This is a genomic window from Wolbachia endosymbiont of Drosophila incompta (assembly GCF_001758565.1).
In the GTDB taxonomy this organism is placed as follows: domain Bacteria; phylum Pseudomonadota; class Alphaproteobacteria; order Rickettsiales; family Anaplasmataceae; genus Wolbachia; species Wolbachia pipientis.
This window is the reverse complement of the sequence record NZ_CP011148.1, coordinates 655,232-668,596: the sequence shown is the minus strand read 5'-3', so window position 1 is coordinate 668,596 and position 13,365 is coordinate 655,232. Positions and strand designations below refer to the sequence as shown.

Annotated in this window: 13 protein-coding genes and 2 tRNA genes; 12 read left to right on the top strand and 3 right to left on the bottom strand. The window is 36.7% G+C overall.

What is annotated here, in order from left to right:
• The first annotated feature begins 117 nt into the window (after positions 1-117).
• Positions 118-2,853 carry a pyruvate, phosphate dikinase gene (gene ppdK / locus WG67_RS02940; protein WP_179945707.1) on the top strand — a complete coding sequence of 912 codons (2,736 nt, stop codon included), beginning with the start codon at positions 118-120 and terminating at the stop codon, positions 2,851-2,853.
• 84 nt (positions 2,854-2,937) lie between these two features.
• Here ppdK and WG67_RS07240 read toward each other — a convergent pair whose 3' ends face one another.
• Positions 2,938-3,738: an ankyrin repeat domain-containing protein gene (locus WG67_RS07240; protein WP_245683341.1), complete on the bottom strand. Its 801-nt coding sequence runs from the start codon at positions 3,736-3,738 to the stop codon at positions 2,938-2,940.
• Positions 3,739-3,788: 50 nt separating this feature from the next.
• Positions 3,789-4,226 carry a hypothetical protein gene (locus WG67_RS07235; protein WP_245683340.1) on the bottom strand — a complete coding sequence of 146 codons (438 nt, stop codon included), beginning with the start codon at positions 4,224-4,226 and terminating at the stop codon, positions 3,789-3,791.
• 123 nt (positions 4,227-4,349) lie between these two features.
• Here WG67_RS07235 and glpX point away from each other — a divergent pair, with 123 nt between their 5' ends.
• Entirely contained in the window at positions 4,350-5,267 is a 918-nt protein-coding gene (glpX, locus tag WG67_RS02930) for a class II fructose-bisphosphatase (RefSeq protein WP_070356883.1), read from the top strand.
• Positions 5,268-5,348: 81 nt separating this feature from the next.
• Positions 5,349-6,653 (top strand): hypothetical protein, encoded by a 1,305-nt coding sequence (locus tag WG67_RS02925; RefSeq protein WP_245683339.1) that lies wholly within the window; start codon positions 5,349-5,351, stop codon positions 6,651-6,653.
• Positions 6,654-7,140: 487 nt separating this feature from the next.
• Here the strand turns inward: WG67_RS02925 and WG67_RS02920 are convergent, their stop codons facing one another.
• Positions 7,141-7,635 (bottom strand): hypothetical protein, encoded by a 495-nt coding sequence (locus WG67_RS02920; RefSeq protein WP_010962761.1) that lies wholly within the window; start codon positions 7,633-7,635, stop codon positions 7,141-7,143.
• Positions 7,636-7,840: 205 nt separating this feature from the next.
• Between WG67_RS02920 and carA the strand changes: the two genes are divergently transcribed.
• From carA to rplB, 9 genes are all read left to right on the top strand, one after another.
• Positions 7,841-9,040 carry a glutamine-hydrolyzing carbamoyl-phosphate synthase small subunit gene (gene carA / locus WG67_RS02915; protein ID WP_010962760.1) on the top strand — a complete coding sequence of 400 codons (1,200 nt, stop codon included), beginning with the start codon at positions 7,841-7,843 and terminating at the stop codon, positions 9,038-9,040.
• A gap of 114 nt (positions 9,041-9,154) precedes the next feature.
• Positions 9,155-9,237, top strand: a tRNA-Tyr gene (locus tag WG67_RS02910).
• Between the two features lie 4 nt (positions 9,238-9,241).
• A tRNA-Gly gene (locus WG67_RS02905) sits at positions 9,242-9,312 on the top strand.
• A gap of 78 nt (positions 9,313-9,390) precedes the next feature.
• Complete coding sequence (gene tuf / locus WG67_RS02900; protein WP_070356882.1) at positions 9,391-10,563, top strand: elongation factor Tu; 1,173 nt, start codon at positions 9,391-9,393, stop codon at positions 10,561-10,563.
• Positions 10,564-10,577: 14 nt separating this feature from the next.
• Entirely contained in the window at positions 10,578-10,898 is a 321-nt protein-coding gene (gene rpsJ / locus WG67_RS02895) for a 30S ribosomal protein S10 (RefSeq protein WP_012673184.1), read from the top strand.
• Between the two features lie 14 nt (positions 10,899-10,912).
• A complete protein-coding gene (gene rplC, locus WG67_RS02890; RefSeq protein ID WP_070356881.1) occupies positions 10,913-11,635 on the top strand; it encodes a 50S ribosomal protein L3 in 723 nt (240 codons plus the stop codon).
• 2 nt (positions 11,636-11,637) lie between these two features.
• Positions 11,638-12,252: a 50S ribosomal protein L4 gene (gene rplD / locus WG67_RS02885; RefSeq protein ID WP_012673183.1), complete on the top strand. Its 615-nt coding sequence runs from the start codon at positions 11,638-11,640 to the stop codon at positions 12,250-12,252.
• Positions 12,249-12,536 (top strand): 50S ribosomal protein L23, encoded by a 288-nt coding sequence (locus WG67_RS02880; RefSeq protein WP_010962755.1) that lies wholly within the window; start codon positions 12,249-12,251, stop codon positions 12,534-12,536. The genes rplD and WG67_RS02880 overlap by 4 nt, the downstream gene beginning before the upstream one ends.
• Before the next feature lies 1 nt (position 12,537).
• Positions 12,538-13,362 carry a 50S ribosomal protein L2 gene (rplB, locus tag WG67_RS02875; protein ID WP_015589143.1) on the top strand — a complete coding sequence of 275 codons (825 nt, stop codon included), beginning with the start codon at positions 12,538-12,540 and terminating at the stop codon, positions 13,360-13,362.
• The last annotated feature ends 3 nt before the right edge of the window (positions 13,363-13,365 follow it).

Here is a 13,365-nt window from a genome sequence, read left to right as displayed (position 1 = left end):
TTGTAAGGAACGTTGTTGCAAAATTTTGTAAAATTTATTATCCTAAAGTTGAAGTTCTCACAGGTTTATTGGAGCTATATGTACAATGTGTTTATCAGTGAAAATCCGGAGAAAATGATGGGGGAAAAGTTAATACATTACTTTAGCCAGGGTAAATGCGAAGGCAATGCAGAAATGAAAAATCTGCTGGGAGGAAAGGGGGCAAATTTAGCAGAAATGTGCAATGTTGGCATTCCTGTTCCACCTGGTTTCACAATTTCCACCTCTGCTTGCAAAGTCTATTATCAAGACAATAGATCTTCTGTTATCCAAGTAGCTGACTACTCGGNTCCAGAAAAAAATGTGGTCACGCACTGGAATGACATATGTAGTGGAATCAAAAACTACATGGCGATGCTCGAAAATGACATCGGTTGTAAATTTGGGGATTTAAATAATCCCTTATTAGTTTCCATACGCTCTGGTAGTGTTAGTTCAATGCCGGGCATGCTTGATACTATTTTAAATGTTGGTCTAAATGATGAAACCGTTGTTGGGCTTGCAAAAAAAAGTGGCGAACGTTTTGCTTACGATAGCTACTGCCGTTTCATCATGATGTACTCCAATGTTGTACTACAGCTTGATCATCACCTATTTCAAGATGTTGTTGATAATAAGCAGCAAAAGAGTGGAGCAAAAAGCTTAGCTGATCTTGATGTTGATGTTTTAAAAGAAATTGTTAACAATTTCAAAAGGATAGTACATGAAAAAACAGGAAAACATTTTCCGCAGAACGTTGAAGAGCAATTGCTCAGCTCAGTGAATGCAGTATTTGCTTCTTGGAAAAATGATAGGGCTGTTTCCTATAGAAAAATACATAATATTCCTGAAAACCTTGGAACAGCGGTCAACGTGCAAGCAATGGTTTTTGGTAATTTAAATGATAATTCTGCAACTGGTGTGATATTTACACGAAATCCTTCAACTGGAGAAAAAAAATACTTTGGTGAATTTCTGATTAATGCTCAGGGTGAGGATGTGGTTTCTGGTGTTTATACTCCTATGCCAATTGACGGAGAGCAAAAAAACACCATGGAGAAGTTGCTGCCAAGTGTCTACCGAGAATTATGCGTGGTATGTGAAAAACTTGAAAGGCATTATAAAGACATGCAGGATATCGAATTTACTGTGCAGGACGGTAAGTTATGGATTTTGCAGACTAGGTCTGGCAAGCGCACGGCTGAAGCTGCTATTCGCATAATAGTTGATATGGTAAACGAAGGAACGATTACAAAAGAAGAAGGAATATTGAGAATTGATCCAAAAACCTTTGACAATTTATTGCATCCAGTTCTTGACGTTAAGAGTGACCAAAAAGTAATAGGGAAGGGGCTGCCGGCTTCTCCAGGGGTTGCTTCTGGATATGTAGTGTTTAGTGCAAGTGATGCTGAAAAAGCTGCAGAGCAGGGCAAAAAAGTGATTTTAGTAAGGTCAGAAACGAGTCCTGAAGATATTAATGGAATGAATGCTGCAAGTGGCATAGTAACAGCACGGGGAGGGATGACCTCGCATGCTGCTGTTGTAACCCGTGGAATGGGTAAGCCATGCATTTGCAGTGTGAGTGGACTTTATATCGATAAAGATGGAACTTTCTTTTCTGTAGGGGATACAAAAGTAAATAAAGGTGAACCAATTACCATCAACGGAGGAACAGGGGAGGTTATGCTTGGCATTCTCCCTACAATTTCACCTGAATTATCGCAAGAATTCAAAACGGTAATCAACTGGATAGATGAAATCAAAACGGTCAAAGTGAGAGCGAACGCTGATACTCCAAAAGACGCAAAAATTGCAAAAGAATTCGGTGCAGAAGGTATAGGCTTATGTCGCACAGAACATATGTTTTTCGCTAGTGATAGAATCGAATTCATTCAAAAGTTGATAATAGCTGACGATGAAAATGAAAGGGCAAATGCGCTCATTAAACTAGAAGAAATGCAAAAGTCTGATTTCAAAGAAATATTTTCTATTATGGAGGGCAGGGAAGTCACTATACGGTTGCTTGATCCACCTTTGCATGAATTTTTACCCAATGATCAGTCTACTATAGAAAAAATTGCCAAATCACTTAGTAAGTCAGTTGAGTCAGTAAAAAATAAAATAGCACAGTTATCAGAAAAGAACCCAATGCTTGGCCATCGAGGTTGTAGACTTGCTATTTCTCATCCTGAAATATATAGCATGCAGATTAGGGCAATACTTAGTGCTGCAAGTGAATTAAAGAAAGAAAAGAAGATAGAAGTGGAGCCTGAAATCATGATTCCTTTTATCATGAGCGAGAAAGAATTTATTCTGATATGCGAGCTAGCAAAGAAAGAATCCTCTGTTATCTCAGCTGGGATCCAGACGCAGATTCCAGCTTCACGCGCTGGAATGACATCAGACAAGGCTTATTCAATTGGAACGATGATAGAACTACCAAGAGCAGCACTGATTGCTGATAAGTTAGCAAAACATGCAGAGTTCTTTAGTTTTGGCACTAATGATTTAACGCAAACAACCATGGGACTTTCAAGAGATGATTCAGTTAATTTCCTCGATTCTTATAAGGAAAGCAACATATTCGAAAACGACCCATTTGAAGTGCTGGACATCGAAGGGGTAGGGGAGTTAATCAAGATGGCCATTGAAAGAGGCAAAAAAACCCGAAAAGAAATAAAACTGGGTATATGTGGAGAGCATGGAGCAGATCCAAAATCTATAGAGTTTCTCATCGAATCAGGGGTGGATTATGTTTCATGCTCACCCTATAGAGTACCGATTGCAAAGTTAGTGGCAGCACAGTTTAGTGTTAGATCTAAATTTGCTAGGTAAGTATAGTGGCAGTGTTGGCTACTCATATGGTTTGAGCCCACCAGAGGGTGTCATTCCAGCGCGTGACGCTGGATCTAGTTTTTATTATGGCTTTCTGGATCCCAGTGTCTGGGCACTGGGATGACATCCTGTTACACGTTCAACTTCATTCTCTCTCATCTCCCTATAACTTGGTAATGTAGAATTTTTTACATGCAACCCGGTGTATATTGCAACCAAAGCAGCTATGACACTGCAAACTACTGCACCAGCTACAAATGGAACCATTACAGCAGCAGTAATGAATAATCCTGTAATAACAACTCCAACAACATCTTTTGTCAATGAGGTGTAAAAATCCTTTTTGCTCTCTTTATATTTAGTTTCTTGTTCATTTGGCATAGAAAATTGAGCATCTACGAAGCCGTTAGCTTTATTATCATTATTTGGTGTGGCAGTTTGCTTAGTATTTGTTTCCTCTGGTATTACAGGCGTTTTGTTTTTGTTATTATGATTATCACCATTGGTACTGGTTAGAGGAACTGTTGCTATAGGTCTACTACCAATGTTCCCATTACTGCTGCAAGGTTTTGCTCTGTTTTCTTCATTAAGCTTACCACTATTCAAGAACGCATTAACAATTTCAGTTTTACCTACCTGTATGGCCACTTCTAAAGCCTCTTTCCTGTTTGCAGGGCTCACGTAACCTAAAATTAGCTCAACTTCTTGGACATTACCTTGAACAATAGCAGAATTCAAGGCATGCAATTTTTCTTCTTCATTAAATTTGCCACTATCCAAAAGTACCTTAACAACGTCAGCTTGTTTTGTTATTGCAGCTATATCCAATATAGTCCTGGAAGCAGTATCTGTAAGATGGATTACAGCATCTAAATCTGTAAACAATTTTACAACATCTAGAAATACGCTACGATCGCCGGTAATATTGGACTCTCTTACAGCATTTGCAAACGAGTCAAAAATTGCCGAATTTGTTTTTTTCCTTGTATTAGTTGCCCGTAAAGTACTTCAGCAGTCATACCAGGGTTTATGGAGTTACTAGAATCTACTTCATTACTGTCTGCTCTATTCTCTTCCACATTAGGTGCCTCTTCTTCCTTGTTTATCGCTGCGGTTATTTGCTCTTGTTGAAGGGGTTTACACCCATTTTGGAGGAGAAAATCCTTAACGCGTGTGTTGTTATTTTCGGTTGCATGTTTTAGAAGTAAGTCTTCTAATGAATTGTCTCCTTCACATTTATCTTGGAAATTAACTTCTTTCCACTTTGGTTCCTTTTGCAAATCTTTAAGACTAGCAATTCCCTTATCATCATATTTTACAATTGTAGCTATCTTTCGATACAACTCTCTAATATCATCATTACTATATACCATAACTAAACCTACTACTATATGTTAGTTTATTACAGCAACTTTCCCACAACCAGTCAAGACATATTGCAGTCTAAAGTTGCATGATATATATTGGATTCTTTATTTATGATTCTCGAGCAAATGATGGAAGATTTAGCTTATAAATTAGTTAAAGTGACCGAAGCTGCAGCACTTGCTGCATATAAACTAGCAGGCTTCGGCGATGAAAAAAAGGCTGATCAGGTTGCAGTTGATGCAATGCGTACAGTATTAAATTCAATGGAAATAAATGGTACTATCGTAATTGGTGAAGGTGAGAGAGATGAAGCGCCGATGCTATATATTGGCGAGAAGGTTGGCACTGGAAATGGTCCTGAAATCGACATTGCCGTTGACCCACTTGAAGGCACTACGATTTGTGCTCATTACAAATCAGGGGCAATGTCCGTTCTTGCTGCAACGAAAAAAGGTAATTTTTTACATGCACCTGATGTTTATATGGAAAAGATAGCAGTAGGAAAAAATCTTCCAGAGGGTGTAGTCTCACTAAAAAATAGCATTGAAAAGAATCTAGACAATTTAGCCAAGGCAAAAAAATGCAAAGTGAATGATCTCGTGGTAACTGTACTTAAACGTGAAAGGCACAATGAATTAATAGAGAAAATCAGGAAATTAGGAGCAAAAATTAAACTAATAGATGATGGCGATGTTGCAGCCGTAGTTTCACTAGTAAATGGCAATCATGATATGTATATCGGAATAGGAGGGGCACCAGAAGGGGTGCTTGCGGCTGCAGCGCTGAGTTCAATCGGTGGGCAGATGGAGGGAAGATTAATATTTGACACGGATCAATTAAAAGAAAGAGCAAAAAATTTAAATATCCATGACCCAGAAAAAATCTACACCGTAAAAGATATGGCAAGAGGTGAATCAGTGTTTATTGCAACTGGAGTAACAAGCGGAGAACTTGTGGATGGAGTTGATAACATATGTTCAACTAGTTCTTTAATAATTCTACCTAATAAGCTGATAAAGCTGCAAACAATGCAGAACTTATGTTAGCTTTTTTAGTTTCTAATTTTAGCTTTACAACATTTAGCATTAAGATATAATCAAGTTTACTTATAACAATAGAGGTGTGAAATGTTTTCTAGTATTGTAAATCTATTGAATGGTTTTTACAAAAATTCGAGTACCAAGGAAAGTGAAGAAAAGTTGACTCTTCTATCTCCTCAAGCAAATCTTCAATTCGATGAGACTCAGGTACAAAGTGTGCTCTCAGATTTTGAGAAATTGGAGTTTAAGGATAATAAGTGTTTTGACAAAATAGCAGACGATTATGAAAAGAAGGGGAAGAGTTCCCTCTTTAATTACGTGATATTGAATAAGCGGAAAGAAATAATCGATATATTAGATAGGAATATTCCTCTTCTCGAAGAACAGGAGGAGTTTAGAAAGAAATATAGTCAATATGTTTTTCAAATTGACAAAGGAATGAGTTATGGAAAAGAACTTCAAGATAGACTTCAGTCTTTTAAAGATAGGGCAGAAGAAGTGTTATCAGATTTTGAAAAATTGAATTTCAATTTTAAGGATAATAAATGTCAAGATTCTTCTGATTCTGTAAATTATAATAACGGCCGGCCAGCGGATCCATTTGACAAAATAGCAAACTATTATCGACGGGAGAAGGAGAGCATTTTCCTTTTTAACTATGTGGTATTAAGTAAGCAAAGAGAAATAATGGATATATTGGATAAGAAGCTTACTTCTAAAGATCAGGAGGGGTTAAAAGAAAATTTTAAAAAGAGGTTGGGTAGATATCTTCTTCGAATTGACGAAGGAATGAATGATGCAAAAGAATTTCTAAACAAAGATGATCTAATTGGTTTCTTTGATGGATGTTATTGGCCAGACAAAAAGGCAGGACATCTTGTTAATCATTATGATAATCTTAGTATCAACATTACTAAACCTGGACAGAGTTTAGAAACTAGTCGTCTTTTTAGCGAAAAGATTAAAAGGATGGAAACAATTAAAAATGAGGTACAAAGAGTAAAAATATACAGTAATGATAAAAGAATAGTAACAATTGAGAAGAATGAGAAACAACAGAGGAACTACTCCTTTACAAAATTTGCAATATGTGACATCGAAATTAGTTGGGATGCAAAAGATGAATCTGGAAAAGACCTTAACTGTACTGTTGTTCTAAATATAAATTTAGGTCAAGTTAGTATTAAAAAATCAACTATTGACGGTAAAGATGTTGAACCAAAGAAAATTTTAGAGTTAGCTAAGCAAAACGAGGCTGTGCTTATAAAAGGTAAAGCTTTACATGAAGTTTTAGCAGCACATTTCATTAAGCAAACACCATGTGAGGAAAAGAAGGATATGCAATCGCACGAGAATATCTGTACCTGGTTCCGGTGCACCTCGCTCTATTAATGAGGAAATAACTGTAGAGCATCCGTTCGGGAAAGCGGCAAATAAAGATAATCATAGAGAAATGTGAGTTTACAACAAATGGTGCCATGAAAGTAGCTGATACATAACTGTACGAACGTTTGTTTGCGAAGAAATGTTATAGCAGGTTTTGCCTCAAACACAAAGGTGTCATTCCAGTGCTTGACACTGGAATCCAGCCCTTTTACGCAGTCCCATTAAAAACGTTGTATTTTAACGTAGGATTAGCTACTTTTATACTCACCAATTTAATCTCTAATCAAAATTCCTGGATCCCAGTGTCTGGGCACTGGGATGACATCCTCCCTAGTGGATTCAAATCACAATATTCGTATAGTAAGCACTGACCACTTTTGCTTCAATATTTGCGATGCCCCTGAACAGATACAATTATTCTATTATCAGGAGGATGCCATTAATCGCTTTATATAATGCTACTTGTAACACTTATGCCCTGAACGGAGACAGTTTAGGCTGTTATGCCTGGCGGCTTTGTTGGAATAAGTTTTTCAACACTGCTAACAATAAAATTGATTGTATCGTCAGCTACCTTATCGAATTTATCATTTATCTCTTTTCCTATTTCTTGATTTTTAACATATTCGTGTAGAGCTAAAGCAGTTATAGCTGCACATGCTGCAATTAAGCCAGTTTGTGCTATAATGAATAGTGATAATCCTCCTACGAATATAGATGTTAATCCAATAGCCAGGTTTATAATTTTACTTTGTGTTGTTTGTTGCGTCGCTTGGCTTTGATCTGCCTGTTTATCCTCTAAAGCATTCGATATTGTTTTTAAGGCAACTTTTATCGCTATTGCTGCAACTGAAACCATAATTAGCCCTATAGCTATTTTTGCTAAAAGAAGAATCGACGGTAGCATCATTACAAATAATAGCGCGCCAATTCCTCCAGCTAACCACTTCTCATTTATTTTTTTTGATTGATTTGTACCAGTGTTCATTATTACCCTCCACTTTACTTATGATTTACCTATATCTAATACGAAATATGAAGGTAGTCAACTATATATTTTATATGAAAGATTGTATTAAAAGTTTTTCATGTTATTTTTTGCTGCTTCGTGATCAAAGCTGTTAACGTAGAAAGAGTTACGTATTATTTGAAATTCTTGTATACTGTTTTGAATCAGTTAAATAGATAATGAAGTGCAGGACGCAGTTTTAATTTTACAAGATGGCAAGTGCTTTTGGGGAAAATCAGTAGGTAAAAAAGGCAAGTGCATAGGCGAGGTTTGTTTTACCACTGGTATGACCGGTTATCAGCATACTATAACTGATCCTTCTTTTGCCGATCAAATTATAACGTTCACTTTTCCTCATATTGGTAACATTGGAATAAATCATAAAGATAATGAAGGAAAGAAAATTTTTGCAAGTGGTGTGGTTATGCGTGAACTTTCTTCTATGTCCCACCCTTCTTCATATATCAGTTTAAATGATTGGTTAGAGAAAAATAACGTGATTGGGATATCAGGAGTTGATACTAGAGCTTTAACAAGACATTTGAGAGAACATGGATCTCAAAATGGAATGATATGCTCATCGAGTAAGGCGCATGCATTAGACAAATTGAAGGAATACAAACCTGTAAATGGGATAGAAATAACTAATAAGGTTAGTTTAAATAACAGTTTTGAAAATAATAGACTAGCGGAGCACTTTGTCATCCAAGTAGCTGACTACTCGGATCCAGCAAAAAATATATGGATTCCAGTGTCACGCACTGGAATGACATCAGATAGAGCTATTGACCTTAATGCAAAATATAGGATTGTAATCGTTGATTTTGGCGTAAAAATCAGTATAGTTTCACGCTTAATAGAACTTGGTTGTACAGTTGAATTAATCAGACCAAGCACAGGTTTTGCTCAAAAAGTGTTGAGTATGAATCCAGATGGTATAGTGCTTTCAAATGGTCCTGGTGATCCGCAAGAAATAGGAGAAAGTGTAGTTTCAGAAATAGACATTATTATAAAATCTAAAATACCAATTTTTGGCATATGCATGGGCCATCAATTACTTGCGATTACTTTGGGGGCAAAGACCATCAAGATGGATATAGGTCACCGAGGGAGTAACCATCCAGTTTATGATGTAATTAGTGGAAAAGTTGAGATCACTAGCCAAAATCATGGTTTTGTTGTTGATTCAGCTTCTCTTCCAAGTAATGTTGAAATTACTCACATTTCTCTATTTGATAATAGTGTAGAGGGAATAATGATGAAAGATTACCTAGTCTTTTCTGTGCAATATCATCCAGAAGAAGCGCCAGGTACGCATGATTCGCATTATTTGTTTAGGCGTTTTATTGGCAATATTGTGTTATATAAAATGAAATCTGCATGATTTTAATCAGGGTAGGTTTTATTGCTTGATTTTTTAATTTTAGGCGTTTAGTATTAAATACAATAAGAGCTTAAGTTAAGATGCTAAAATAGTATTCTCTTAACAAATTTTTGCGGAGGAGTGACCGAGTGGTTAAAGGTAACAGACTGTAAATCTGTCCGCGTGAGCGTACGTAGGTTCGAATCCTACCTCCTCCATTGTGCGGGTATAGCTCAATGGTAGAGCTCTAGCCTTCCAAGCTAGTGACGTGGGTTCGATTCCCACTATCCGCTCTTTTTTTTGTTGTATTTTTATAAAATCAACATATTATTTATTGATGTATTTGTATTTTAGGTAGAAAAGTTTAAATTATGACAGCAATAGTGGAAGCATTTGGAAAGCCGCATGTAAATGTGGGAACAATAGGACATGTGGATCATGGGAAGACGACGTTAACAGCGGCGATAACGAAGCATTATGGAAATTTTGTAGCGTACGATCAGATAGACAAAGCGCCAGAAGAAAGGAAGAGGGGGATAACGATAGCAACAGCGCATGTTGAGTATCAGACAGAGAAAAGGCATTATGCACACGTTGATTGTCCTGGACACGCTGACTATGTAAAGAACATGATAGTAGGTGCAGCACAGATGGATGCGGCGATATTGGTAGTGTCGGGGGTTGATGGGCCAATGCCACAAACGAGAGAGCATATATTGCTGGCGAAGCAGGTAGGTGTTGGATATATCGTGGTGTATATAAATAAAGCTGATGTTGCTGATGCTGATATGATAGATTTAGTAGAAATGGAAGTGAGGGAATTACTGAGTAAATACGGATTTCCAGGGGATGAAGTGCCTGTGGTGGTTGGTTCAGCGCTCAAGGCGCTGGAGGATGACAGCAGCGAATATGGAAAGAAATCAATAGATAAATTGATGGAAAAGTTAGATGAATATGTAGCGGTTCCACCAAGGCCTGTGGATTTATCATTTTTATTGCCAATCGAAGATGTATTTTCGATATCGGGGCGAGGAACAGTGGTAACAGGAAGAATAGAGAAGGGAGAGATAAAGACGGGAGAAGAGATAGAGATAATAGGTCTGAAAGCGACGCAAAAGACGATATGCACAGGTGTTGAGATGTTTAAGAAGTTGCTGGATAAGGGAAGTGCAGGACTCAATGTAGGAATATTGTTAAGAGGAACAAAAAGAGAAGAAGTGGAGAGAGGGCAAGTATTAGCGAAACCGGGGACGATAACACCGCATAGAAAGTTTAAGGCGGAGGTTTATATATTAAAGAAAGAGGAAGGAGGAAGGCATACACCATTTTTTGCGAATTACCAGCCACAGTTTTATTTGAGGACAACGGATGTCACTGGGAGCATAAAATTGCTAGATGGGAAGGAGATGGTAATGCCAGGAGATAATGTGAGTGTAGAAGTAGAATTGCAAGTACCGATAGCAATGGATAAGGGATTGCGTTTTGCGATAAGAGAAGGCGGTAGAACTGTTGGTTCTGGTGTTGTTTCTGAAATTTTGGAGTGAGTGTAGTAACTAAGATGAAGCAAGATATATACATTAACATTAAGGCTTTCGATTGTTCTTTATTGGAGGAGTGTGTTCGAAAATTTGTTGATGAATTAAAGCGGTCCAGTGCAAAATTATCTGGTCCGATTGCGTTGCCAAGGAAAGATTCTAAATTTATTGTTAATAGATCTCCTCACGTTGATAAAAAATCTCGTGAACAGTTTGAAATGAGAACTTCTAGGCGTTTGATTGTTTTACATGATCTTACTCCTACTATGATGCAGATGCTTACAGGTTTATCTTTTTCTGCTGGCGTAGAAGTGGATTTAAAAGTCAAGGAAGTTAAGGTTTAGGAGAAGGAAAGGAAATGAAGAGAATAAATTCGCTGAGGAGAATTGGTTTACTAATGATGAATATTGGTCATACTGCTATGTATTCTGACAATAGTCGCATGGCTGTAACTTTATTGCATCTCAGCGAAACTCATATTATTGATATAAAAGGACAAGATAAATGTGGCTATAATTCAGTCATTTTAGGCACAGGAGATTTTAAAAATATAGCAAAACCTCAGTTGGAATATTTAAAGAAAAAGGGTATAAATAATAAATGTAAGTTATACGAAAGTAGATTAAATGACCTGTCGGGAATAAAATGTGGTAAAAAAGTGGGAATCAATCATTTTGTGGTTGGTCAATATCTTGATATTACGGGTTATTCTATAGGTAAAGGATTTGCTGGTGTGATGAAGCGGCATAATTTCAGTGGGCTTAGGGCATCTCATGGTGTTTCTATTGCTCACAGATCACAAGGTTCCACTGGCCAATGTCAGGATCCTGGTAGAGTATTCAAAGGAAAGAAAATGGCTGGTCATTTAGGTAACAGCAGGATAACTGCACAAAATATGAAGATATTATCCATTGATCATGAAAATAGTATAATTGCTGTGAAGGGTAATAATGTTCCTGGGTTTAAAAATTCCTATGTTTTTGTAAGAGATGCAGTTAAAAAATCTTTACATAAAGATGTTCCTTTTCCGGTAGGTTTACTGTTAGATGTAAATGATGATGCTAGTAATTTGGTAAGTTAGTTATGGAATGTAATTTAGTTAATCTATCTAATGATAATGTAGGTACTGCTCAGCTCAATCCTTTGATATTTTCTGCTAAGCAAAAATTGAGTATTTTGCATGATATAGTGAGATGGCAATTAGCGAAGAGAAGAGCTGGTACTCATAAAACAAAAGGTATTAGTGATGTCTCTGGTACAACAGCTAAACCTTATGGTCAAAAACGTACCGGTAGGGCAAGACAAGGGAGCTTGCGATCTCCTCAATTTAGAGGTGGTGGGATTATTTTCGGCCCTGTTGTGAGGAGTCATACTTATTCTCTTAATAAGAAGGTACGCAAATTTGGTTTAAAAATTGCTTTATCTCTAAAGTATTTAAATAATCAAGTAATTATTCTGGATAATTTAAATATTGATGTGAAGAAAACGTCTGAAATGTGTAAATGTATTAAAAATTTTAAATTTTCTTCCTTTTTGATAGTTGGTGATTATGGAGATGATTTGTTGCGTGCGGCTAAAAACTTGCACTATGTAGACTTAATCAAACCTATTGGGTTAAATGTTTTTGATATATTGAATCACGAATGCGTGATGTTGACAAAGGATACTTTAAAGCATCTTGAAGGTAGATTGTTATGATCAAATATAATAATATAATAAAATCTTCTATAATTACAGAAAAGGCCTCTTTTTTGAGGGAGAAGTTTAATAAATATTCTTTGTATGTTTTTGTAAATGTAAATAAGCGTCAAATAAAGTTGGCAATAGAGTCTCTATTTGATGTTAAAATTTCTTCTATAAATGTTGTTAGAATTAAGCCTAAATATAGGCGTTTTAGGGGTGTGGTTGGTTGTGAAAAACAGAAAAAGAAAGTTTATTTTTCTTTGATGGATGGTCAAAAATTAGATATAATGAGCGTTTAGTATGGGTATGAAATTTTTTAATCCTGTTACTCCGTCTTCTCGTGGGACTGTGTTAGTAAGTAAAGTTGGTTTATCAAAAGATGAGCCAGAAAAGTCTCTTACATCCGGTAAAAAATCCAGTGGTGGAAGAAATAATCATGGTAGAATTACAACTCGTCATAGGGGTGGTGGTCACAAAAAGAAGTATAGAGTGATAGATTTTAAGCGTAATAGAAGTGGTCAAGGTATAGTTGAAAAAATAGAGTATGACCCAAATAGAAGTGGGTTTTTGGCGTTAATATCATATAAGGAAGATGATATTAAGTCTTATATATTAGCTCCTCAAGGTATGAAGCCAGGTGATGTTGTTACAGCTGGGAATGATGCTGATATTTTGCCAGGGAATTGTTTACTACTCAAGCATATACCTGTTGGTTCTTTCGTTCATAATGTTGAGCTGAAGCCAGGTAATGGTGCTGCGATTGCTAGAGCTGCTGGTTGTTATGCACAAATCGTTGGTCGTGATGGCCAATATGTTTTATTACGACTCAGGTCTGGTCAAATTAGGTTGATTTTATCTTCTTGCAAGGCTACTATTGGTGTAGTATCTAACCCTGACCATAAGAATAGAAAGTTGGGTAAAGCTGGGAGAAGTAGGTGGCTTGGGATTAGACCTACTGTACGTGGAGTTGCAATGAATCCAGTTGACCATCCTCATGGAGGCGGGGAAGGAAAAACCTCTGGTGGTCGTCATCCTGTTACTCCTTGGGGTGTTGCAACAAAAGGAAAGAAAACTCGAAGGAGAAATAAATCTAGTGATAAGTATATAAAACAATTGAAAGGTTAGTTT

Excerpts from the sequence above, each read along its gene's own strand:
- WG67_RS07235 (WP_245683340.1), bottom strand. The coding sequence starts at position 4,226 with ATGGTATATAGTAATGATGATATTAGAGAGTTGTATCGAAAGATAGCT.
- glpX (WP_070356883.1), top strand. The coding sequence starts at position 4,350 with ATGGAAGATTTAGCTTATAAATTAGTTAAAGTGACCGAAGCTGCAGCA.
- WG67_RS02925 (WP_245683339.1), top strand. The coding sequence starts at position 5,349 with ATGTTTTCTAGTATTGTAAATCTATTGAATGGTTTTTACAAAAATTCG.
- WG67_RS02920 (WP_010962761.1), bottom strand. The coding sequence starts at position 7,635 with ATGAACACTGGTACAAATCAATCAAAAAAAATAAATGAGAAGTGGTTA.
- tuf (WP_070356882.1), top strand. The coding sequence starts at position 9,391 with ATGACAGCAATAGTGGAAGCATTTGGAAAGCCGCATGTAAATGTGGGA.
- rpsJ (WP_012673184.1), top strand. The coding sequence starts at position 10,578 with ATGAAGCAAGATATATACATTAACATTAAGGCTTTCGATTGTTCTTTA.
- rplC (WP_070356881.1), top strand. The coding sequence starts at position 10,913 with ATGAAGAGAATAAATTCGCTGAGGAGAATTGGTTTACTAATGATGAAT.
- rplD (WP_012673183.1), top strand. The coding sequence starts at position 11,638 with ATGGAATGTAATTTAGTTAATCTATCTAATGATAATGTAGGTACTGCT.
- WG67_RS02880 (WP_010962755.1), top strand. The coding sequence starts at position 12,249 with ATGATCAAATATAATAATATAATAAAATCTTCTATAATTACAGAAAAG.
- rplB (WP_015589143.1), top strand. The coding sequence starts at position 12,538 with ATGGGTATGAAATTTTTTAATCCTGTTACTCCGTCTTCTCGTGGGACT.